13 protein-coding genes are annotated in these 23,076 nt (G+C 65.3%); 9 read left to right on the top strand and 4 right to left on the bottom strand.

Annotation, left to right across the window (positions count from 1 at the left end; genetic code table 11):
* Nucleotides 1–7: 7 nt before the first annotated feature.
* Together fdnG and HFGMBDPB_RS15110 are read right to left on the bottom strand one after the other, a co-directional pair.
* On the bottom strand, nt 8–3,073 hold the full coding sequence (gene fdnG / locus HFGMBDPB_RS15105; protein ID WP_080650104.1) for a formate dehydrogenase-N subunit alpha: 3,066 nt from the start codon (nt 3,071–3,073) through the stop codon (nt 8–10).
* Between the two features lie 355 nt (nt 3,074–3,428).
* Complete coding sequence (locus tag HFGMBDPB_RS15110; RefSeq protein ID WP_046985511.1) at nt 3,429–4,616, bottom strand: AI-2E family transporter; 1,188 nt, start codon at nt 4,614–4,616, stop codon at nt 3,429–3,431.
* Nucleotides 4,617–4,847: 231 nt separating this feature from the next.
* Between HFGMBDPB_RS15110 and HFGMBDPB_RS15115 the strand changes: the two genes are divergently transcribed.
* From HFGMBDPB_RS15115 to HFGMBDPB_RS15135, 5 genes are all read left to right on the top strand, one after another.
* Nucleotides 4,848–7,727 (top strand): 2-oxoglutarate dehydrogenase E1 component, encoded by a 2,880-nt coding sequence (locus HFGMBDPB_RS15115; RefSeq protein ID WP_016446856.1) that lies wholly within the window; start codon nt 4,848–4,850, stop codon nt 7,725–7,727.
* A 54-nt stretch (nt 7,728–7,781) separates the two neighbouring features.
* The gene (odhB, locus tag HFGMBDPB_RS15120) at nt 7,782–9,044 is read left to right on the top strand and encodes a 2-oxoglutarate dehydrogenase complex dihydrolipoyllysine-residue succinyltransferase (RefSeq protein WP_016454845.1); all 1,263 of its coding nucleotides are present in this window, start codon (nt 7,782–7,784) and stop codon (nt 9,042–9,044) included.
* A gap of 90 nt (nt 9,045–9,134) precedes the next feature.
* Entirely contained in the window at nt 9,135–10,562 is a 1,428-nt protein-coding gene (lpdA, locus tag HFGMBDPB_RS15125) for a dihydrolipoyl dehydrogenase (protein ID WP_013802658.1), read from the top strand.
* A gap of 95 nt (nt 10,563–10,657) precedes the next feature.
* Complete coding sequence (gene zapE / locus HFGMBDPB_RS15130) at nt 10,658–11,761, top strand: cell division protein ZapE (protein ID WP_016446859.1); 1,104 nt, start codon at nt 10,658–10,660, stop codon at nt 11,759–11,761.
* A gap of 40 nt (nt 11,762–11,801) precedes the next feature.
* Nucleotides 11,802–12,497 (top strand): hypothetical protein, encoded by a 696-nt coding sequence (locus HFGMBDPB_RS15135; protein ID WP_212645675.1) that lies wholly within the window; start codon nt 11,802–11,804, stop codon nt 12,495–12,497.
* A gap of 78 nt (nt 12,498–12,575) precedes the next feature.
* Here HFGMBDPB_RS15135 and HFGMBDPB_RS15140 read toward each other — a convergent pair whose 3' ends face one another.
* Entirely contained in the window at nt 12,576–13,349 is a 774-nt protein-coding gene (locus HFGMBDPB_RS15140; protein WP_026062214.1) for a PP2C family protein-serine/threonine phosphatase, read from the bottom strand.
* A 136-nt stretch (nt 13,350–13,485) separates the two neighbouring features.
* Here HFGMBDPB_RS15140 and yoaA point away from each other — a divergent pair, with 136 nt between their 5' ends.
* Complete coding sequence (yoaA, locus tag HFGMBDPB_RS15145) at nt 13,486–15,627, top strand: DNA repair helicase YoaA (protein WP_017404786.1); 2,142 nt, start codon at nt 13,486–13,488, stop codon at nt 15,625–15,627.
* Here the strand turns inward: yoaA and HFGMBDPB_RS15150 are convergent.
* Nucleotides 15,590–16,381 carry an outer membrane protein assembly factor BamD gene (locus HFGMBDPB_RS15150; protein ID WP_016454842.1) on the bottom strand — a complete coding sequence of 264 codons (792 nt, stop codon included), beginning with the start codon at nt 16,379–16,381 and terminating at the stop codon, nt 15,590–15,592. The genes yoaA and HFGMBDPB_RS15150 overlap by 38 nt on opposite strands.
* Before the next feature lie 212 nt (nt 16,382–16,593).
* Here HFGMBDPB_RS15150 and dnaE point away from each other — a divergent pair, with 212 nt between their 5' ends.
* The 3 genes from dnaE (at nt 16,594) to clpA (ending at nt 23,038) form a co-directional block, all read left to right on the top strand.
* A complete protein-coding gene (dnaE, locus tag HFGMBDPB_RS15155; protein ID WP_017404787.1) occupies nt 16,594–20,127 on the top strand; it encodes a DNA polymerase III subunit alpha in 3,534 nt (1,177 codons plus the stop codon).
* Between the two features lie 133 nt (nt 20,128–20,260).
* Nucleotides 20,261–20,638 (top strand): ATP-dependent Clp protease adapter ClpS, encoded by a 378-nt coding sequence (clpS, locus tag HFGMBDPB_RS15160; RefSeq protein ID WP_016454840.1) that lies wholly within the window; start codon nt 20,261–20,263, stop codon nt 20,636–20,638.
* 63 nt (nt 20,639–20,701) lie between these two features.
* A complete protein-coding gene (gene clpA, locus HFGMBDPB_RS15165; protein WP_016446866.1) occupies nt 20,702–23,038 on the top strand; it encodes an ATP-dependent Clp protease ATP-binding subunit ClpA in 2,337 nt (778 codons plus the stop codon).
* Nucleotides 23,039–23,076 lie beyond the last annotated feature (38 nt).

Consider the following 23,076-nt stretch of genomic DNA (forward strand, 5'->3'; position numbering starts at 1 on the left):
CTGCTCCTTAAACCTTTTCCACCTTCACGAGGAAGGTCTTGGATTCCGGGGTAAGGCTGTTGCCATCGCCCACCGATGCCGTCAGGTTGTTGGCCATGTAGCCCTTGCGGCCCGTCGACGAGAAGCCCCAGTGAATGGGCACGCCCACGTGGTGGATGGTCTTGCCATCGATCTTCATGGGCTTGATGCGCTTGGTCACCACGGCGGCGGCCTTGACGAAGCCGCGCTTGGAGCTGACCTTCACATGCTGGCCCGTCTCGATGCCCAGTTCCTTGGCCAGCGCCTCGCCGATTTCCACGAACTGCTCGGGCTGAACGATGTTGTTCAACTGAACGTGCTTGGTCCAATAGTGGAAGTGCTCGGTCAGGCGGTACGTCGTGCCCACATGCGGGAACTCGCTGGGCGAGCCTGCCGAATCCTTGGCGGAGTCGAAGATGCGGGCGGCCGGGTTGATGACAGCCAGCTTGTTGTCGGGATACATGGGGTTGTATCCCAGCGGGTTGTCGAAGGCCTCGTAGTGGGTGGGGAACGGTCCCTCGTTCATGCCCTTGCGGGCGAAGAAGCGCGCCACGCCCTCGGGGTTCATGATGAACGGATCGGTGGTCTCCGGCGGCATGGTCGGACCCATGTCGGGCACGTCGGCGCCGCCCCAGGCCTTGCCGTTCCAGCGGATCAGCGTGCGCTGGGGATTGAACGGCTGGCCGTTGCGGTCGCACGAGGCACGGTTGTAGAGCACGCGGCGGTTGGCCGGCCAGGCCCAGGCCCAGTTCAGCGTATTGCCTATGCCCGTAGGGTCGCTGTTGTCGCGTCGGGCCATCTGGTTGCCGGACGAGGTCCAGCAGCCAGCCCAGATCCAGCAGCCGCCCATCGTCGTGCCGTCGTCGCGCATCTCGCCGAAGCCGGCGAGCTGCTCGCCGGCCTTGCGGATGAGCTTGGTCGGGTCCTTGGGGTCGAACAGGTCCACCAGCGCGCGGCCGTTGTACTCCTTGGCGATCTCTTCCGAAGTCGGATGATCGGCATGGGCATACGGCCACCACAGCTTGGTGATCGGCTCGGGGAACTTGCCGCCGTCCTTCTCGTAGGCCTGCTTCAGGCGCAGGTGCAGGGCCGACATGATGGCGATGTCGGTCTTGGCTTCGCCCGGGGGCTCGGCCGCCTTCCAGTGCCACTGCAGCACGCGCGAGGAACTGACGACGGCGCCGTCTTCCTCGGCAAAGCAGGTCGTGGGCAGGCGGAACACCTCGGTCTGGATGGATGCCGAATCTACGTCGTTGAACTCGCCGTGGTTCTTCCAGAACTCCGACGTTTCGGTGACCAGCGGGTCCATGATCACCAGGAACTTCAGCTTCTTGAGGCCTTCGCGCACATTGTTGCTGTTCGCAAGAGCCGCCAGCGGGTTGAAGCCCTGGGCGATGTAGCCGTTGATCTTGCCCTGCGCCATCATGTCGAACACCTGCAGCATGTCGTACTGCTTGTCCAGCTTGGGCAGGTAGTTGAAGGCCCAGTTGTTCTCGGCCGTGGCCGCCGGTCCCCACCAGGCCTTCATCAGGCTCACGTGGAACTTGGGCGTGTTCGACCAGTAGTTCATCTGGCCCGGGCGCATGGCCTTGGGCGTGCGCGCGTCGATGTACTTCTGGTAGTCCTGCTCGCCTTCGTTGGGCAGCGTCAGATAGCCTGGCAGCGAAGCCGACAGAATCCCCAGGTCCGTCAGGCCCTGGATGTTGGAGTGCCCGCGCAGCGCATTCATGCCGCCGCCGGCCACGCCGATGTTGCCCAGCAGAAGCTGCACCATGGCGCCCGTGCGCAGGATCTGCGCACCCGTGGTGTGCTGTGTCCAGCCCAGTGCGTACAGGATGGTTGCGGCGCGGCCCGGCACTGCCGTCGAGGCCAGCTTCTCGCACACATGCAGGAATTTTTCCTTGGGCGTGCCGCAGGCGCTCTCCACCTTCTCGGGCGTATAGCTGGCGTAGTGGCGCTTGAGCCATTGGTACACGCAGCGCGGATGCTGCAGGCTGGCGTCCACCTTCACGTAGCCGTCGGCGTCGAGTTCATAGTCCCAGCTGGACTTGTCGTACTTGCGGGTCTGTGGGTCGTAGCCCGAGAAGATGCCCTCGTCGAACGCAAACTCCTCCTTCACGATGTACGAGAAGTCGGTGTAGTTCCTCACGTACTCGTGATGGATCTTGTCGTTCGTCAGCAGATAGTTGATCACGCCACCCAGGAACACGATGTCCGAGCCCGACCGGATGGGGGCGTAGAAATCGGCCACGGAGGCGGAGCGGTTGAAGCGCGGATCGACCACCATGAAGTGCGCACCGTTGTGCTCCTTCGCTTCGGTCACCCACTTGAAACCGCAGGGATGTGCTTCAGCGGCATTGCCGCCCATGATCAGGATAACGTCCGCGTTCTTGATGTCGACCCAATGGTTCGTCATCGCTCCACGGCCAAACGTCGGGGCAAGACCTGCCACCGTCGGGCCGTGTCAGACACGTGCTTGGTTATCGAGTGCGAGCAGGCCCCAGGAGCGGGCCACCTTGTGTGTGACGTAGCCGGCTTCGTTGCTGGAGGCCGAGGCGGCCAGCATGCCGGTGGTCAGCCAGCGGTTCACCGTCTGGCCCTTGTCGTTTTGCTCGACGAAGTTCGCGTCGCGGTCGTCCTTGAGCAGCTTGGTGATGCGGGTCAGCGCCTCATCCCAGGACATGCGCTTCCACTCGGTGGAGCCGGGCGCGCGGTACTCGGGATACTTCAGGCGGTGCGGGCTGTGGACGAAGTCCAGCAGCGATGCGCCCTTGGGGCACAGCGTTCCGCGGTTGACGGGGTGGTCGGGATCTCCCTCGACGTGGATCACCGACAGCTTGGCGTTCTTGACGCCATCGCTCAGCGAATACATCAGGATGCCGCAGCCTACCGAACAGTAGGTGCAGGTCTGGCGGGTGACCGTGGTGGCGGCCAGCTTGAACTGGCGCACTTCAGCCAGGGCGGCCGTGGGCGAGAAGCCCATCAACGCCAGGCTGGATCCGGCCAGAGTCGAACCAGTCACTTTCATGAACTGGCGTCTGGAGAATTGGACCATGTGGGGTACCTTCTAATAGAAATTGACGCTTGTAAGCAAATTCTACGAGTGCACCCCGAAAACAATCCGGGAAATAACCCTTAATCCCGAGTCGGCCTGTGCGGCATTCATGCGCGGCCTCCCCGCTGCACCTTGCTGCGCGGGGCTTGCCGGTCCGGTGTCCGGCTGATTCATCAGTTGAATTGATTATCTGGTTTGAAGGCTTCGGATATTTTGTTTTATATCAATCCGGTATTCATTGGCTGACTGAATGGCGTCGATCAATCCAGTCTATTGGGTGAATGCGAACCATTTGCGTCGATTGAATTGCCGAATGGGGTTTTTGGCCTCCCCCGGGAGCGGAGGCCGGGGTGGATCAGCGTGCCGGCGGGCCTGGATCGCGCGGGGCATGCTTGAGGCCCAGATCATCCGACGTCTGATATTCAGCATGCGCCAAACCCGTCTTGTTCACCGATGGGTTCACCGTTTGGGCCATTTGGCGGCGCCTTTCCTCATCCTGCAGCTGCATGCGCGTGAACATGTCCCAGATTGCCATGAACAGCGCCGCGATCACGGGGCCTATCACAAAACCCGTCAGTCCGAAGAGAGCCATGCCGCCCAGTGTCGAGATCAGCACGATGTAGTCGGGCATCTTGGTGTCCTTGCCCACCAGCAGCGGGCGCAGCACGTTGTCCACCAGTCCGATCACCAGCACGCCGTAGGCGATCAGGATCAGGCCCTTGCCCATGTCACCGGTGGCCAGGAAGTAGATGGCCACCGGCGCCCAGATCAGGCCGGCGCCCACGGCGGGCAGCAGCGACAGGAACGCCATCACCACGCCCCACAGCACGGGCCCCTGGATGCCCAGAATCCAGAAGATCAGCCCGCCCAGCGCGCCCTGGGCGGCCGCCACGGCCAGGTTGCCCTTGACGGTGGCGCGGATCACGGTGGTGAACTTGCTCGACAGCTCGGCCTTGTGATCGGACTGCAGCGGGATGGCCATGCGGATGCGCTGTGTCAGGTCGCGGCCGTCACGCAGCAGGAAGAACAGCAGGTACAGCATCACGCAGAAGCCGACCAGAAACCCGAAGGTGTTCTGGCCTATGCCCAGCGCCTTGGTGGCGACCAGCTTGGAGGCCTGCATGGCGATGCTGGACAGCTTGTCCTGCAGCTCGGCCAGCGAACCCAGGTGCAACCTCTCCAGCCAGGGTGTGACCCAGGAGGGCAGGGCGTCCATGATCTGTTGCACATAGGTGCCTGCATCCAGGTTGCCGCTGTTGACGCGCTCATAGATCAACGAGGCCTCGCGCACCAGCGAGGCGCCGATCAGCGCCAGCGGCAGGATGGCCACCACCAGGCACAGCAGCAGGGTGGACAGGGCGGCGAGATTGGTGCGCCGTGGCATGCGCGCCAGCAGGCGCCGGTGCAGCGGCGAAAACAGGATGGCCAGGGCGACGCCCCAGAAGATGGCCCCCATGAACTCCCAGAGCACGGCACCGAAGCCTATGGTTGCCGCAATCAGCAGCAGCATGAAAGTGCGTTTGTGTAGGGGCAGCAGGTTCATCTGGCGGTCCGTTCGGAAGATGCGCCAATGTACGCGACTGCGGGAACTCCCGGAGAGTTCAGGTAATCACTTGGTAACTGCCCTGCTGCGATGTTTGAACGGTGGCACAATGGCGGTCGCAACCAGGCCCTTCCCCAGCCACAGTCGCATCCGCCAATCGGTACAGCCGTGTCGCGGAAGGTTCCACAAACCAGCTAATGCCTCCCTCAGGGAGGCTGAGGTCAGCGCAATATGAGCGATCAGACGTCGGTCTACCAAGCCTACCAAGGCAATACCTACCTCTTCGGCGGCAATGCCCCCTACGTCGAAGAAATGTACGAAAACTACCTGGCCAATCCCGGTAGCGTGCCGGATTCCTGGCGCGAGTACTTTGATGCACTGCAACATGTGCCCGCAGTCGATGGCACCGACGCCAAGGACGTTCCGCACCAGCCCGTCATCAACGCTTTCGCCGAGCGCGCCAAGCAAGGCGGCACCAAGGTGGTCGTGGCCTCCGGCGCCGACTCCGAACTGGGCCGCAAGCGCACCGCCGTCCAGCAACTGATCGCCGCCTACCGCAATGTCGGCGCACGCTGGGCCGATCTGGACCCCCTCAAGCGCACCGAGCGCCCCGAAATTCCCGAGCTGGAGCCGTCGTTCTACGGCTTCACCGATGCCGACCAGGAAACGGTGTTCAACACGAGCAACACCTTCTTCGGCAAGGAAAGCATGTCCCTGCGCGAGCTGATGAACGCTCTGCGCGAAACCTACTGCGGCACCATCGGCTCCGAGTACATGTATGCCACGGACCAGACGCAAAAGCGCTGGTGGCAGCAAAAGCTGGAAACCAGCCGTACCAAGCCCAGCTTTGATGCCAGCCGGAAAAAGCGCATCCTCGACCGCCTGACGGCTGCCGAAGGCCTGGAACGCTACCTGCACACCAAGTACGTCGGCCAAAAGCGCTTCTCGCTGGAAGGTGGCGAGAGCTTCATCGTCGCCATGGACGAGCTGATCAACGCTGCCGGCCAGAAGGGCGTGCAGGAAGTCGTGATCGGCATGGCCCACCGCGGCCGCCTGAACGTGCTGGTCAACACCCTGGGCAAGATGCCCAAGGACCTGTTCGCCGAGTTCGACCACACCGCCCCCGAGGACCTGCCCGCCGGTGACGTGAAGTACCACCAGGGCTTCAGCTCCGACGTGTCCACCGCAGGCGGCCCCGTCCACCTGTCGCTGGCCTTCAACCCCTCGCACCTGGAAATCGTCAACCCCGTGGTCGAAGGCTCGGTGCGCTCGCGCATGGACCGCCGCGACGACCCGCACGGCAAGCAGGTGCTGCCCGTGCTGGTGCACGGCGATGCAGCCTTCGCCGGCCAGGGCGTGAACCAGGAAACCCTGGCGCTGGCCCAGACCCGTGGCTACACCACGGGCGGCACGGTGCACATCATCATCAACAACCAGATCGGCTTCACCACCTCCGATCCGCGCGACACCCGCTCCACGCTGTACTGCACCGACATCGTCAAGATGATCGAGTCGCCCGTGCTGCACGTCAACGGCGATGATCCGGAAGCCGTGGCGCTGGCCGTGCAGCTGGCCCTGGAGTTCCGCATGGAATTCTCCAAGGACGTGGTCGTGGACATCGTCTGCTTCCGCAAGCTGGGCCACAACGAGCAGGACACCCCCGCGCTGACCCAGCCGCTGATGTACAAGAAGATCGGCGCCCACCCCGGCACCCGCAAGCTGTACGCCGACAAGCTGGCCGCACAGGGCCTGGGCGAATCGCTGGGCGACGACATGGCCAAGGCCTACCGCGCCGCCATGGACGAAGGCCGCCACACCGTGGACCCGGTGCTGACCAACTTCAAGAGCAAGTACGCCGTGGACTGGAGCCCGTTCCTGGGCAAAACCTGGACGGACGCCGGCGACACCGCCATCCCGCTGACGGAATGGAAGCGCCTGGCCGAACGCATCACCACCATCCCCGAGACCGTGACGCCGCACGCGCTGGTCAAGAAGGTCTATGACGACCGCGCAGCGATGGGCCGCGGCGAAGTCAACGTGGACTGGGGCATGGGCGAGCACATGGCCTTCGCATCGCTGGTCGCATCGGGCTATCCCGTGCGCCTGTCGGGCGAGGACTGCGGCCGCGGCACCTTCACGCACCGCCACTCGGTCATCCATGACCAAAAGCGCGAGAAGTGGAGCGAAGGCACCTACATCCCGCTGCAGAACGTGGCCGACAGCCAGGCTCCGTTCACCGTCATCGACTCCATCCTGTCCGAAGAAGCCGTGCTGGGCTTCGAGTACGGCTATGCGTCGAACGACCCCAACACCCTGGTGATCTGGGAAGCCCAGTTCGGCGACTTCGCCAACGGCGCCCAGGTCGTGATCGACCAGTTCATCGCCTCCGGTGAAGTCAAGTGGGGCCGCATCAACGGCCTGACGCTGATGCTGCCGCACGGCTACGAAGGCCAGGGCCCCGAGCACAGCTCGGCCCGCCTGGAGCGCTTCATGCAGCTGGCCGCCGACGCCAACATGCAGATCGTGCAGCCGACCACGGCCAGCCAGATCTTCCACGTGCTGCGCCGCCAGATGGTGCGCCCGCTGCGCAAGCCGCTGGTCATCATGACCCCCAAGTCGCTGCTGCGCAACAAGGACGCCACCTCGCCGCTGTCCGAGTTCACCAGCGGCGGTTTCCAGACCGTGATCCCTGAGCAGGACGAAGCCGTCGTGAAGAACGCGGCCAAGGTCAAGCGCGTGATCGCATGCTCCGGCAAGGTCTACTACGACCTGGTCAAGAAGCGCACCGAGAAGGAAAGCAAGGACGTCGCCATCATCCGCGTCGAGCAGCTGTACCCCTTCCCGCACAAGGCTTTCGCCGCTGAACTGAAGAAGTTCGGCAACGCCACCGACATCGTCTGGTGCCAGGACGAGCCGCAGAACCAGGGCGCCTGGTTCTTCGTGCAGCACTACATCCACGAGAACATGCTCGATGGCCAGAAGCTGGGCTACTCCGGCCGCGCTGCCTCGGCATCGCCCGCCGTGGGTTACGCCCACCTGCACCAGGAGCAGCAAAAGGCCCTGGTGGAAGGCGCGTTCTCCAAGCTCAAGGGTTTTGTCCTGAACAAGTAAGGCAGCCCCCACCCGCTACGTATCAGTACAGAACACTTTTGGAAAGAATCACAAATGGCTATCGTTGAAGTCAAAGTTCCCCAGCTGTCCGAGTCCATCGCTGAGGCCACCATGCTGACCTGGAAGAAGAAGGCCGGCGAAGCGGTTGCAGTCGATGAGATCCTCATCGAGATCGAAACCGACAAGGTCGTGCTCGAAGTGCCCGCGCCCGCCGCTGGCGTGCTGGCCGAGATCGTGCAAGGTGACGGCGCCACCGTGGTGGCCGAGCAACTGATCGCCAAGATCGACACCGAAGGCGTGGCCGGTGTGGCCGCTGCCGCTCCTGCAGCCGCCCCCGCCGCTGCAGCCGCTCCCGCCGCAGCGCCCGCAGCCGCGGCCGCCACCGGTGGCAGCAAGGGTGATGTCGCCATGCCCGCCGCTGCCAAGCTGCTGGCCGAAAACAACCTGTCGGCCGCCGGCGTGGCTGGCTCCGGCAAGGATGGCCGCGTGACCAAGGGTGACGCGTTGGCAGCCATCAAGGGCGGCGTGCAGTCCACCGCTGCCGTCATTCCCACCGGCGTGCCCACCAAGGCGCTGCCCCAGGTGTCGGCTCCGTCCGCCAAGGAAGACCTCAGCGGCCGTCCCGAGCAGCGCGTGCCCATGAGCCGCCTGCGTGCCCGCGTGGCCGAGCGTCTGCTGCAGTCGCAGTCCACCAACGCCATCCTGACCACGTTCAATGAAGTGAACATGGCCCCGGTGATGGATCTGCGCAAGAAGTTCCAGGACGCCTTCACCAAGGAACACGGCACCAAGCTGGGCTTCATGTCCTTCTTCGTCAAGGCGGCCGTGCACGCCCTGAAGAAGTACCCGGTGCTCAACGCATCCGTGGACGGCAACGACATCGTCTACCACGGCTACTTCGACATCGGTATCGCCGTGGGTTCGCCCCGTGGCCTGGTGGTGCCCATCCTGCGCAATGCAGACCAGATGAGCTTCGCCGACATCGAAAAGAAGATTGCCGAATTCGGCAAGAAGGCTGCCGAAGGCAAGCTGGGCATTGAAGAAATGACCGGCGGCACCTTCTCCATCTCCAATGGCGGCACCTTCGGCTCGATGATGTCCACCCCCATCATCAACCCGCCCCAGTCGGCCATCCTGGGCGTGCACGCCACCAAGGACCGCGCCATGGTCGAGAACGGCCAGGTCGTGGTCCGCCCGATGAACTATCTGGCCATGTCCTATGACCACCGCATCATCGACGGCCGCGAAGCCGTGCTGGGCCTGGTGGCCATGAAGGACGCGCTGGAAGATCCTTCGCGCCTGCTGTTCGACCTGTAATTCCACAGGGTTCGACACGACGAAAACCCACCCTTGGCCGCGCGCCCTGCGGTGGGTTTTTTCATGCATCACAGACAAGAGATTCCTGAAATGAGCAAGCAATTCGACGTCATCGTCATCGGCGCGGGCCCTGGCGGCTACATCGCCGCCATCCGTGCCGCACAACTGGGCTTCAACGTGGCCTGTATCGACGAGTGGAAGAACGCCGCCGGCGGCGCCGCTCCGGGCGGCACCTGCACCAACGTGGGCTGCATTCCCTCCAAGGCCCTGCTGCAGTCGTCCGAGCACTTCGAGCACGCCAACCTGCACTTTGCCGACCATGGCATCTCCACCGGCAAGGTCGAGATGGACGTGGCCAAGATGATCGCCCGCAAGGATGCGGTCGTGAAGCAGAACAACGACGGCATCCTGTACCTGTTCAAGAAGAACAAGGTCACCTTCTTCCACGGCCGTGGCTCGTTCGTCAAGGCGGTCGAGGGCGGCTACGAGATCAAGGTTGCCGGCAAGGAAGAGGAAGTGCTGACGGGCAAGCAGATCGTGGTCGCCACGGGCTCCAGCGCCCGCGCGCTGCCCGGCGTGCCCTTCGATGAAGAGAACATCCTGTCCAACGACGGCGCCCTGCGTCTGGGCAAGGCCCCGAAGAAGCTGGCCCTGATCGGCGCCGGCGTGATCGGCCTGGAAATGGGCTCGGTCTGGCGTCGCCTGGGCACGGAAGTGGTCGTGCTCGAAGGCATGGACAAGTTCCTGTCCGCCGTGGACGAGCAGATCGCCAAGGAAGCCAAGAAGGCGTTCGACAAGCAGGGCCTGAAGATCGAGCTGGGCGTGAAGATCGGCGAAATCAAGAGCGGCAAGAAGGGCGTGTCCATCGCCTACACCAACGCCAAGGGTGAAGCCCAGGCGCTGGAGGCCGACAAGCTGATCATCTCCATCGGCCGCACCGCCAACACGGCCGGCCTCAATGCCGAGGCCGTGGGCCTGGCACTGGACGAGCGCGGCTGCGTCGTGGTCGATGACGACTGCAAGACCAGCCTGCCCGGCGTCTGGGCCGTGGGCGACGTGGTGCGCGGCCCGATGCTGGCGCACAAGGCCGAGGAAGAGGCCGTGGCCGTGGCCGAGCGCATTGCCGGCCAGCATGGCCATGTGAACTTCGGCACCATTCCCTGGGTGATCTACACCAGCCCCGAAATCGCATGGGTGGGCCGCACCGAGCAGCAACTGAAGGAGCAGGGCGTCAAGTACAAGGCTGGCACCTTCCCCTTCCTGGCCAACGGCCGTGCGCGCGCCCTGGGCGACACCACGGGCATGGTCAAGTTCCTGGCCGATGCCGAGACCGACGAAATCCTGGGCGTGCACATGGTCGGCCCCATGGTCTCGGAGCTGATCTCCGAAGCTGTGGTTGCCATGGAGTTCAAGGCATCGAGCGAAGACATCGCCCGCATCTGCCATGCCCACCCCTCGCTGTCCGAAGCCACCAAGGAGGCTGCCCTGGCAGTCGACAAGCGTACTCTGAACTTCTGAGTGCCAGGCTAGCCATCTAGCCAATCCGAGACCTGAAAGCGCTTGCTCTGCAAGCGCTTTCAGCTTCTGAATACATAGCAAATGGTTGATGCTGCATGAGCGTTTCAGTGCGAGAGGCCTACGAGGCCGAACTGGTAGCCAAGGGCTTTCACAGTGATCCTGCGCAACTGCGCGCCGTCGAGGCGCTGCAGCGCTGTGCCGACGACTGGACGGTCTACCGCCAGCGCCGCTCCAACGCCTTCAAGAAGCTCATCAACCATCCCGAGATCCCCCGTGGCGTCTACATGTACGGCGGGGTGGGGCGCGGCAAGAGCTTTCTCATGGATTGCTTCTTCAACGCCGTGCCACTCAGGCGCAAGGTGCGCCTGCATTTCCATGAATTCATGCGCGAGGTCCACCGTGAACTCGCCGTGCTGCAGGGCACCCAGAACCCGCTGGACGTGCTGGGTGCGCGCATCTCCAAGAAGTACAAGCTGATCTGCTTCGATGAATTCCACGTGGCCGACATCACGGACGCGATGATCCTGCACCGGCTGCTGGTGTCGCTGTTCGCCAACGGCGTGGGCTTTGTCACCACCTCCAACTTCAAGCCCGACGAGCTGTACCCGGGCGGCCTGCACCGCGACCGCATCCTACCGGCCATCGACCTGCTCAACGAGCGCATGGAAGTCGTCAACGTGGACAACGGCACGGACTACCGCCGCCGCACGCTGGAAAACGCCAGGCTCTACCACACGCCGCTGGGCGCCGAGGCCGATGCGGCCATGACCGAGACCTTCGACAAGCTGGCCGAGGTCAAGGACGAGGACCCGGTGCTGCACATCGAGGCGCGCGAGATCCGTGCGCGCCGCCGCGCCGGTGGCGTGGTCTGGTTCGACTTCCGCGAGCTGTGCGGCGGCCCGCGCTCGCAGAACGACTACCTGGAGATCGCAAGCCAGTTCCACACCGTGCTGCTGTCCGACGTGCCCTATATGCCGGTCAACATGGCGTCGCCCGCGCGGCGCTTCACCTGGCTGGTGGACGTGCTGTACGACCGCAGGGTCAAGCTGGTCATCTCGGCCGCCGTGCCGCCCGAGCAGCTTTACACTGAGGGCCCGCTGGCCCATGAGTTCCCCCGTACCGTCTCGCGCCTGAACGAGATGCAGTCCAAGGAATTCCTGGCGCTGGAGCGCCGCGTGGTGGATACCAGCCTGACCTGAGGCAGGTGGCCGCGCCTGGCGTCGTTTGCCGGACCTGTACATGCTGAAACTGCCCACCTCTGCTTTTGCCCTTGTGAAGAAACTGCCCGTTCCTTTGGGCGCCGCGCTGGCCTGCCTGGCCTTGGCGGGCCCGGCCGTGGCGGCCGATGCCGCGCGGGAGCCTGGCCAGGCGGCCAGGCAGGCCCAGGCCGAACGCAAGGCCGCGCGTGCCGACATCGCAGCCCAGCGCGCCGTCATCGAGCGCCGGCGCACGGCCCTGGAGTCCGAGTGCTACCAGCGCTTTGCCGTGGAAGACTGCCTCAAGCAGGCGCGCGAAGAGGCCCGTGAGCAGGATCGTCCGCTGCGCGAACGCGAGCTTCAGATCAACGACGAGGAGCGCAAGGAGCGCGCCGTCCAGCGCCTGGAAGACATCGAGGCCAAGAAGGCGCAGAAGGCAGCCTCCACCATGGAGGCCAAGGAACGGCCGCCGGCCGTGCAACGCGATACCCAGGCCCTGCGCGCGCAGCGCGCCCAGGAGGCGCAGCAGCGCGCCGCCCAGCAGGCCAGCCACCAGCGCGAACGGCAGGCCCAGATGGAGCAGCGCCAGTCCGCCCAGGAGCAGGAGCGGCGCGCGGCATCGCGTGCGCAGTTCGAAGCCAAGCAGAAGGAAGCGGCCGAGCGCAAGGCCCGTGCCGCCGAAGCGGCCCGCGAGCGCGGTCCCCAGGCTGCGCCGCTGCCGGTGCCGCCTGCTCCCTGATCCTTTTTTTCTCTGCCACGCGCCAACAGGCCAACCGGGTGGGGGCTGGCGTGAGGGCCTGGATGCTCCAACCCCGGTTCAAGCCGTCTGGGCCGACTCCAGCGCCTCGAGCTTGAGCACCACCAAGGACAGGTTGTCGCCCCCGCCCTGGGCGCGCACGCGGGCCTTGTCGATGAGGAACTCCGTGGCCTCGCGCGGAGTGAGCGCGTTGAGCACGGTGCCCAGTTCCTCGGCCGTGTAGTAGTGCCAGACGCCATCGCTGCAGGCCATGAGGGTGGTGCCCGGATACACGCGCTCGATCACATGGTGGCTCATGGGCGGTTCGGCCTCGGTGCCCAGGCAGCCCAGCAGGATGTTGGACTTGGGGTGCACGTGGGCCTCGAATTCGGTGAGCTCTCCCCGGTCCACCAGCGACTGCACATAGGAATGGTCCTTGGTGCGGTGGACCATGGTCGCGTCCTGGTAGTGGTAGATGCGCGAATCGCCCGAATGCACCCAGTGGCAGCGGCCCTGGGGCAGCAGGACGAAGGCGGCGATGGTGCTGTGCGGCTCCTGCTCGGCCGAAATGGCGGTCAGACGGATCACCGTGTGCGACTCGCGCACGATGCTCTCCAGCAGCGCTGTGCAGTCCTCCTTGCCCGGCTCGAAGCGCTCGAACAGCTGGCGCGCCGTGAGCATGACCTGGTCGGAGGCCTTGCGCCCGCCGCTGCGCCCGCCCATGCCGTCGGCCAGAACGCCCAGCAGGCAGCCGTGGACATACGGGTGGGCCATGAGCATCACCTGGTCTTGCTGGTATTGCCTGTCACCGCGATGGATGCCTGTGGCGGCTTGGAGTCGGTACGCTGGCTGCATGGTCTCTGGTTTGGTGGGCTCTTGGGGCGGTGGATGGGCACACCAGTGGCATGGCGCATATTATCGGAGCGCTGCCCCCGGTGCCGGCTCGCCCGGCTCCCGTGGCGCTGTCTTTTTCAACAACCGGACCTGTCCTGTGCATTCCCTGACCGCCGCCGTGCAGGCGGCCTTCGCCCCGCAAGGCCTGCTGTCGCGCGCCGAGGCGCAGTTCCTGCCGCGTGAAGGCCAGACCCGCATGGCCCTGGCCGTGGCCCAGGCCATCGAAGAGCGCCAGACCCTGGTCGTGGAGGCCGGCACGGGCGTGGGCAAGACCTATGCCTATCTGGTGCCGGCCCTGCTCAGCGGCCAGCGCGTGCTGGTGTCCACGGCCACGCGTGCGCTGCAGGACCAATTGTTCGCACGGGATCTGCCGCGTCTGGTGGCCGCCCTGGGCATGCCGCTGCGCATGGCGCGCCTCAAGGGTCGCAGCGCCTACCTGTGCCTGGAGCGGCTGGAGCGCGTGCGCCAGGGCCGCACGGCGCCGCAGGACCCGCAGGTGCTGCGCAGCGTGGCCCTGGTCGAGCGCTGGGCGCGCACCACGCGCACAGGTGACCTGGGCGAGCTGCCCGCGCTGGACGAGCGCTCGCCCGCGCTGCCCCTGGTCACTTCCACGCGCGACAACTGCCTGGGCTCGGACTGCCCGCATTGGCAGGACTGCCATGTCAACGTGGCCCGCCGCACCGCGCTGGACGCCGACGTGGTGGTCATCAACCACCATCTGATGTTTGCCGACCTCGACGTGCGCGATTCGGGTGTGGCCCAACTGCTGCCCAGCGCGGGCGTGGTGGTGGTGGACGAGGCCCACCAGCTCAACGACACCGGCGTGCAGTTCGCTGGCCTGAGCCTGTCGGGCCAGCAATTGACGGGCTATGCCCGCGATGTGCTGCGCGCCGGCCAGGAACTGGCACGCGGCATGGCCGACTGGATGATGCTCTCGGCGCGTGTGGAGCAGGCACTGCGCGAGCTGCGCCTGGCCGCAGGCAAGCCCCCTGTGGGCGGACGTCTGTCCTGGCAGGGCGTGACGCCGCAGGGACTGGACGCCCAGAGCTGGCGCACGGCCCTGGTCACGCTGGGGCGCAGCCTGCGGGCGCTGGTGGAGCCGCTGGTGCAATTGCAGGTCAGCGATCCCGAACTGCGCAGGCTGCTCGAGCGCGGCAGCGAACTGCTGCGGCGCCTGGCCACCTTCGCGGCGGCGGCCGTGCAAGACACGGTGCGCTGGCTGGAACTGGGCAGCCAGCAGATGCGCATGCTGGAGTCTCCGCTGACCATTGCACACATCATGCGCACGCGGCTGCTGGGTCCGACGCAAGCGCAAGCGCAAGAGCAAGACCAAGAGCATCAGGAAGGAAGCGGGCAAGACGCCGAGCCGCAGGAAAACGCACCCACCGCCCCGTACGAGTCGCCAGCGGGCACCGCCTGGATCTTCACCTCTGCCACGCTGGGCGACGACGAGCGGCTGAGCTGGTTCACCGAGCCCTGCGGACTGCGAGAGGCCCAGGTGCTGCGCGTGGACAGCCCCTTCGACTATGCGCGGCAGGCGGCGCTTTATGTGCCGCGGCCTTTTGCCGAGGCAGGAAGCCCGGCCCACAGCGCCGAGGTGGCACGCCTGGCGCTGGATGCGGCCCAGCGCCTGGGCGGCCGCACTCTGGTGCTGACCACCACGCTGCGTGCCCTGCACGCCATAGGCGACACGCTGCAGCAGTCGCTGGGGCTGTTCGGTGAACTTGATGTGCTGGTCCAGGGGCAGGCGCCCAAGCTGACCTTGATCGAGCGCTTTGTTGCGGCAGGCGAAGGCAAGGGCGCCAGCGCGGGGCGCGGCTGCATTCTCGTGGCATCGGCCACTTTCTGGGAAGGGGTGGATTTGCCTGGCGATGCGCTGCAGCTGGTGGTCATCGACAAGCTGCCGTTTCCGCCGCCCGACGATCCGCTGGTCGAGGCGCGTTCGCGCAGTCTGGAATCCGTGGGCCGGCAGGCCTTTGCCGACTACATGCTGCCCGAGGCCGCGATGGCGCTCAAGCAGGGCGCCGGGCGCCTGATCCGGCGCGAGACGGATCGCGGCGTGCTTGTGGTCTGCGATCCCAGATTGACCGCCAAGGGTTATGGGCGGCGGCTGCGCGCTGCGCTGCCGCCCATGCGGACCCTGGAGGACGAGGCGGCCTTTGTTCAGGCCCTGCAGGCGCTGGCGCAGCCTGCGCCGCAGGTCACCACAGTTTCCACCACGACTTCTGCTTTGCCGTGACGTCCTTGTCGGAGTCCTGGCCGTACGAGGCGGTCAGCACGCGCTGCGCATCGTCACGCAGCTGGGTCATGCCCAGTGCATCGTATGAGTTCACCAGGATCTGCATGGCTTCGCGCACGGCGGGCACGCCCTGGTAGTCCTTGACGGCGGTCTGCGCACGTGCGATGGCGGCCACGTAGGCGCCGCGTCCGTAGTAGTAGCGGGCCACGTGGACTTCGTACTGCGCCAGCGAGTTGACGATGTACTGCATGCGCAGCCGCGAGTCTTCGGCGTAGCGCGACTCGGGGAAGCGCGTCACCAGCTCGCGGAATGACTCGAAGGAGTCCTTGGCGGCCTTCTGGTCGCGCTCGGACAGATCCTGGCGCGACAGCCAGGAGAACATGCCCAGGTTGTCATTGAAGTTGACCAGGCCCTTGAGGTACAGGGCGTAGTCGGTGGCGGGGCTGGCCGGGTGCAGCTTCAGGAAGCGGTCCAGCGTGGCCGTGGCCTGGACCTTGTCGCCGCTCTTGTACTGGGCATAGGCCTTGTCGAGCTGGGCCTGCTGGGCCAGGGGCGTGCCGGCGGCACGGCCTTCGAGCTTCTCGAACAGCGGAACGGCCTTGTCGAACGCACCGGACGCGGCTTCGTCGCGCGCCTCGGTATAGATGCGGTCCGGGGTCCACTTGGCAGTAGGGTCTTGTTGCGTACTGGAGCAGGCTGTCAGGACGCCTGCGACCAGCACGGCGGGAACGATGGACAGGGGAATACGCTGCATGGTGGACGTTTCTCGGGCAATCGAAGGGCGGTGAGAGGGTTGGCGGGCAGGGACGCGGGCCGCGCTGAGGGGCCGCATGAAGCCTGATTTTCCCGCAACCGGGCCGAGGCATTGTAACGGCCTGCGATGCCCGCCCTGCAGGCGGGGGCGGCGGCAAAGGCATGGCCGCGAACGGGTCCCGGCATTGCGGAGCTTTCTACAATGGCGCCCATATGTTTGTCCATTTGCGCCTGCACACCGAATTTTCCGTCGTGGACGGAACCAACCGCATCAACGCCATCGTCAAGGCCGCCGCCGAGGATGGGCAGGTCGCACTGGCCGTCACAGACTTCAACAACCTGTTTGGCGGCGTCAAGTTCTATCGCGAAGGCCGGGCCAAGGGCGTCAAGCCCGTGCTGGGCGCGGAAATCCAGATCGAGGGCGAAAACGGCGCCGCGATCTCGCGCATCATCGTGCTGGTGCAAAGCCCGCTGGGCTACCACAACCTGTCCGAGCTGCTGGCCCGGGGCTGGACCCGCAATGTGGTCAAGGGCCAGGCCGTGCACACATGGGCCTGGCTGCAGGAGCTGGGCGAAGGCCTGATCGTGCTGGCCGGCGCCCAGGCCGGCCCGGTGGGCCAGGCACTGATGCGCGGTGACGAGGCCGGCGCAGCAGCCGTCGCCCAGCGGCTGGCGAGCATGTTCCCGCACCGCTTCTTCATCGAGCTGCAGCGCGCAGGCCGGCCTGACGACGAAGCCCATGTGCTGGCCGCCGTGCAACTGGCCGATCGCCTGAACCTGCCCGTGGTCGCCACGCACCCCATACAGTTCTTCGGCCCCGACGACTACGAAGCGCACGAGGCGCGCGTGTGCATCGCCGAGGGCGAGATCCTGGCCAACCCCAAGCGTGTGCGCCGCTTCACGCGCGACCAGCATTTCAAGACCGTCGCGCAGATGCAGGCGCTGTTCGCCGACATTCCCAGCGCCATCGCCAACACCGTGGAAATCGCGCGTCGCTGCAGCCTGACGCTGGTGCTGGGCAAGCCGCAGCTGCCCAACTTCCCCGTGCCCGAAGGCATGACCATGGACGAGTTCTTCCGCCAGGAGTCCTTTGCGGGACTGGAGGAACGCCTGGTCCATCTCTATCCCGACCCCGCCAAGCGCGAGGCCCAGCGCGAGCGCTATGTCGAGCGACTGGAGTTCGAGATCGGCACCATCCTCAAGATGGGCTTTCCGGGCTACTTCCTCATCGTGGGCGACTTCATCAAGTGGGCCAAGCTCAACGGCTGTCCCGTGGGTCCGGGCCGCGGATCGGGCGCCGGCTCGCTGGTGGCCTACGTGCTCAAGATCACGGACCTGGACCCGCTGGAATACAACCTGCTGTTCGAGCGTTTCCTCAACCCCGAGCGTGTGTCCATGCCCGACTTCGACGTGGACTTCTGCCAGGCCAACCGCGACCGCGTCATCGACTACGTGAAGCAGCTGTACGGCCGCGACGCCGTCAGCCAGATCGCCACCTTCGGCACCATGGCCGCGCGCGCGGCCATCCGCGACGTGGGCCGCGTGCTGGACATGAGCTACACCTTCTGCGATGGCATCTCCAAGCTCATTCCCAACAAGCCTGGCCTGCACGTCACGCTCAAGTACCCGCCCAATCCCAAGAAGGAGGGCGACAAGTACACCTACGCCATCGAGGCCGAGCCCATGCTGGCCGAGCGCATCGACAAAGAAGAAGACGTCAAGACACTGATTGAAATGGCTCAGAAGCTCGAAGGCATGACACGCAACATCGGCATGCACGCGGGCGGCGTGGTGATTGCCCCGGGCAAGCTGGCCGATTTCTGCCCGCTGTACCAGCAGCCGGGCAGCGACTCGGCCGTGGCCATGTACGACAAGGACGATGTGGAGGCCGTGGGCCTGGTGAAGTTCGACTTTCTGGGCCTGGCCACGCTGACCATCCTGGAGATTGCGCGCGAGTTCATCATCAAGCGCCACAAGGGCCAGGAGAACTTCGCATTCGAGAACATCCCGCTGGACGATGCGCGCACCTACCAGCTGTTTTCCGAGGGCAAGACCGAGGCCGTGTTCCAGTTTGAATCGCGCGGCATGCAGGGCATGCTGCGCGACGCCAAGCCCAGCCGGCTGGAAGACCTGATCGCACTGAACGCCCTGTACCGCCCGGGACCCATGGACCTGATTCCCAGCTTCGTGGCGCGCAAGCACGGCAAGGAAGTGGTGGAGTATCCGCATCCGCTGGTCGAAAAGGTGCTGGCCGAAACCTACGGGATCATGGTCTACCAGGAGCAGGTGATGCAGACGGCCCAGGTGCTGGGCGGCTACTCGCTGGGCGGCGCCGACCTCTTGCGCCGTGCCATGGGCAAGAAGAAGGTCGAGGAAATGGTCATGCACCGCGGGATCTTCCGCGAGGGCGCGGCCAAGCAGGGCATCAGCGAGGAAAAGGCCGACGAGGTCTTCGACCTGATGGAGAAGTTTGCGGGCTACGGCTTCAACAAGTCGCACGCCGCCGCCTACTCGCTGCTGGCCTATCACACGGCCTGGCTGAAGGTGCACTACACGGCCGAGTTCTACTGCGGGAACATGACCGTGGAAATGGACAACACCGACAAGCTCAAGGTGCTGTACGAAGACGCGCTCAAGATGGGCATCAGCTTCGAGCCGCCGGATGTCAACCGCGGCATGTACCGCTTCGAGCCCGTCACCGACAAGGTCATACGCTATGGCCTGGGTGCCATCAAGGGCACGGGCCAGCAGGCCATCGAGGCCATCATAGCGGCCCGTGAAGGCCGTGGCGTGGGCCCGCGCGGCGCCGACAAGGGGCCGTTCAAGAGCCTGGCCGACTTCTGCGTGCGCGTGGACCGCACGCGCCTGAACAAGCGCACGCTGGAAGCCCTGATCAAGGGCGGTGCCTTCGATGCCATCGAACTGAACCGCGCGGCCCTGGTGGCCTCCATCGACCATGCCTTCGAGTTCGCCAACAAGACGCTGGCCAATGCCAATCAGGGCGGGCTGTTCGACATGATGGGCGAGGACGCCGTGGGCTCCAGCACCCAGGAGCCGCCCCTGGCCGATGCCTTGCCCTGGGGCGTGAAGGAGAGGCTGACCCAGGAAAAGACCGCCGTGGGCTTTTACCTGTCGGGCCATCTGTTCGACGAGGTCGAAAAGGAGGTGCGCCGCTTTGTGCGCACGCCGCTGGCCGAGCTGCGCGACAGCCGCGAGCCCCAGACCCTGGCCGGCATCATCAGCGACTTCCGCGCCATCAACGGCCAGCGCGGGCGGCTGGGCCTGTTCAAGATCGATGACGGCTCGGGCGTGATCGAGGCCTCGGTGGACGAGAACACGCTCAATACCTATCGCGATCTGCTCAAGGACGACGAATTCGTCGTCATCACCGGGCGCCTGCAGCTGGACCACTTCAGCGGTGGCCTGCGCATGAAGGCACAGCAGCTGTTCAACCTGGCCGATGCGCGCTGCCGCTTCGCGCGCTACCTGCAGGTCAGCGTGGGCGAGAAGATGCCCGACGTGGTTGGCCTGCTGCGCCAGTTTCCCGCCGTGGTGGAGCAGGGCGAGCATGGCGAGCTGCAGCGCGGCATGAAAGTGCGCCTGGGACTGGTCTGCGAGGACGAGCGCGGCTCGGCCAGCTGCGAGCTGGCCCTGGGCGACGGCAGCCGCTTCTATCCCAGCGACGCGGCCCTGGCCGCCTGGTATGCCCAGGCGGGCAGCGCCCAGGTCAAGGTGGTCTACGAATGACGCGCAAGGTGGCGCAGCGCCCGGTGGTGGCAAGCAGGCACTGCTTTGGTGCGTGCTGGCCAGCCCGGGCAGGCGCCGCGCTTGAATTCTTCAGGCACGCCTCGCATATCCCTTCCGGAAAACAGTGGCTCCGATGGCTAGAATGATTTTCATGGCAACCCAACCCCCTTCGACCCCTCCTGCCATTCCCACAGTGCGGCCCGTGTCCGATGACGACGGCGCCGTGGTGCTGGAGCGGCGGCGCCAGCGCGTGCAGCCGCCGCAGATGTACCAGGTCGTGATGCTCAATGATGACTTCACGCCCATGGAATTCGTCATCATCGTCCTGCAGGAACTCTTCGGCAAGGACCGCGAAACGGCCACCCAGATCATGCTCAAGATCCATCTCGACGGCCGCGGCGTCTGCGGCGTGTACTCGCGCGATGTGGCGGCCACCAAGGTCGAGCAGGTGCTGCAGGCCGCCCAGAAAGCGGGCCATCCGTTGCAGGCCATGTTCGAGCCTGTTGAATAAACCCGGGCCGCCCTGATTTATGGTTGCAGTCAATAATCCCCAGCAAGCGAAAAGGAGTCATCAATGATCGCCCAGGAACTGGAAGTCAGCTTGCACATGGCCTTTGTCGAAGCACGCCAGCAGCGCCACGAGTTCATCACCGTGGAACACCTGCTGCTGGCCCTGCTGGACAACCCCAGTGCAGCGGAAGTGCTGCGCGCCTGCTCAGCCAACATCGATGACCTGCGCTCGGCCCTGTCCAACTTCATCAAGGACAACACGCCCCAGGTCGCGGGCACCGACGAAGTGGACACGCAGCCCACGCTGGGTTTCCAGCGTGTGATTCAGCGCGCCATCATGCATGTGCAATCGACCGGCAACGGCAAGAAGGAAGTCACGGGCGCCAACGTGCTCGTGGCCATCTTCGGTGAAAAGGACTCGCATGCCGTCTACTACCTGCACCAGCAGGGCGTGACGCGCCTGGACGTGGTCAATTTCATCGCCCACGGCATCAAGAAGGGCGAGCCGCCCGAGCCTGCGAAGGCGGAGAACCCTGCGGAATCCGAAGAGGGTGCCGGTGGCGAACGCAACGAAAAGGCCTCGCCCCTGGAGCAGTTCACGCTGAACCTCAACCAGGCGGCCAAGGATGGCAAGATCGATCCGCTGATCGGGCGCGACTACGAGGTCGAGCGCACCATCCAGATCCTGTGCCGCCGCCGCAAGAACAACCCGCTGCTGGTCGGCGAGGCCGGCGTGGGCAAGACCGCGATCGCCGAGGGCCTGGCCTGGCGCATCACCGAAGGCAAGGTGCCCGAGGTGCTGACCGAGGCCGTGGTCTATTCGCTGGACATGGGCGCGCTGCTGGCAGGCACCAAGTACCGTGGCGATTTCGAGCAGCGCCTCAAGGGCGTGCTCAAGTCGCTGAAGGACAAGCCCAACGCCATCCTGTTCATCGACGAGATCCACACGCTGATCGGCGCGGGCGCCGCTTCGGGCGGCACGCTGGACGCGTCCAACCTGCTCAAGCCGGCGCTGTCCAGCGGCCAGCTCAAGTGCATCGGCGCCACCACGTTCACCGAGTACCGCGGCATCTTCGAGAAGGACGCGGCCCTGTCGCGGCGCTTCCAGAAGGTGGATGTGGTCGAGCCCACGGTGGCCGAGACCGTTGACATCCTCAAGGGCCTGAAGTCGCGCTTCGAGGAGCACCACAGCGTGCAGTACGCCGCCGCCGCCCTGCAGGCTGCGGCCGAGCTGTCGGCCAAGTACATCAATGACCGCCACCTGCCCGACAAGGCCATCGACGTGATCGACGAGGCCGGCGCCGCGCAGCGCATCATTCCGGTGGAGCAGCGCAAGCAGACCATCGACAAGGCCGAGATCGAGGCCATCGTGGCCAAGATCGCGCGCATTCCGCCTGCCAACGTGTCCAACGACGACCGCAGCAAGCTGCAGACGCTGGAGCGCGACCTCAAGAGCGTGGTCTTCGGCCAGGACAAGGCGCTTGAGGCGCTGGCCTCCTCGGTCAAGATGGCGCGCTCGGGCCTGGGCAAGCCGGACAAGCCGATCGGCTCCTTCCTGTTCTCGGGCCCCACCGGCGTGGGCAAGACGGAAGCTGCCAAGCAGCTGGCCTACATTCTGGGCGTGGACCTGATCCGCTTCGACATGTCGGAGTATATGGAGCGCCATGCCGTCAGCCGCCTGATCGGCGCGCCTCCGGGCTATGTGGGCTTTGACCAGGGTGGCCTGCTGACCGAGGCCGTGACCAAGAAGCCGCATTCGGTGCTGCTGCTCGACGAAATCGAGAAGGCGCATCCGGACATCTTCAACGTGCTGCTGCAGGTCATGGACCACGGCACGCTGACGGACAACAACGGGCGCAAGGCCGACTTCCGCAACGTGATCCTCATCATGACCACGAACGCGGGTGCAGAGACCATCAACAAGGCCTCGATCGGCTTCACCAACCCGCGCCAGGCCGGCGACGAAATGGGCGACATCAAGCGCCTGTTCACGCCGGAGTTCCGCAACCGTCTGGACGCCATCGTCAGCTTCAAGCCGCTGGACGAGCAGGTCATCCTGCGCGTGGTCGACAAGTTCCTGCTGCAGCTGGAGCAGCAGCTTGCCGAAAAGCGCGTGGAGGTCACCTTCACCGACGCGCTGCGCAAGCACCTGGCCAGGAAGGGCTTCGATCCGCTCATGGGCGCCCGTCCCATGCAGCGCCTGATCCAGGACACCATCCGGCGCTCGCTGGCCGACGAGCTGCTGTTCGGGCAGCTGGTCGACGGTGGCCGCCTGGAAGTGGACTGGGTGGTCGATGCCGACGACGCCGAAAAGGGCGAGGTCAGGCTCGACATCACGCCCCAGCCCAGGCAGGATCCGGCTTCCGAGCCGGCCGAGCCCAAAGAGGCCACCGCCGACTGATGTGCATCGCCTGATGCCCATCGCGCAAGCCGACAGCC

The sequence above is a fragment of the Delftia sp. PE138 genome, assembly GCF_018320755.1.
GTDB lineage: Bacteria > Pseudomonadota > Gammaproteobacteria > Burkholderiales > Burkholderiaceae_C > Comamonas > Comamonas tsuruhatensis.

Coding starts and splice junctions, on each gene's coding strand:
- HFGMBDPB_RS15110 (WP_046985511.1), bottom strand. CDS start 4,616: ATGAACCTGCTGCCCCTACACAAACGCACTTTCATGCTGCTGCTGATT.
- HFGMBDPB_RS15115 (WP_016446856.1), top strand. CDS start 4,848: ATGAGCGATCAGACGTCGGTCTACCAAGCCTACCAAGGCAATACCTAC.
- odhB (WP_016454845.1), top strand. CDS start 7,782: ATGGCTATCGTTGAAGTCAAAGTTCCCCAGCTGTCCGAGTCCATCGCT.
- lpdA (WP_013802658.1), top strand. CDS start 9,135: ATGAGCAAGCAATTCGACGTCATCGTCATCGGCGCGGGCCCTGGCGGC.
- zapE (WP_016446859.1), top strand. CDS start 10,658: ATGAGCGTTTCAGTGCGAGAGGCCTACGAGGCCGAACTGGTAGCCAAG.
- HFGMBDPB_RS15135 (WP_212645675.1), top strand. CDS start 11,802: ATGCTGAAACTGCCCACCTCTGCTTTTGCCCTTGTGAAGAAACTGCCC.
- HFGMBDPB_RS15140 (WP_026062214.1), bottom strand. CDS start 13,349: ATGCAGCCAGCGTACCGACTCCAAGCCGCCACAGGCATCCATCGCGGT.
- HFGMBDPB_RS15150 (WP_016454842.1), bottom strand. CDS start 16,381: ATGCAGCGTATTCCCCTGTCCATCGTTCCCGCCGTGCTGGTCGCAGGC.
- dnaE (WP_017404787.1), top strand. CDS start 16,594: ATGTTTGTCCATTTGCGCCTGCACACCGAATTTTCCGTCGTGGACGGA.
- clpS (WP_016454840.1), top strand. CDS start 20,261: ATGGCTAGAATGATTTTCATGGCAACCCAACCCCCTTCGACCCCTCCT.
- clpA (WP_016446866.1), top strand. CDS start 20,702: ATGATCGCCCAGGAACTGGAAGTCAGCTTGCACATGGCCTTTGTCGAA.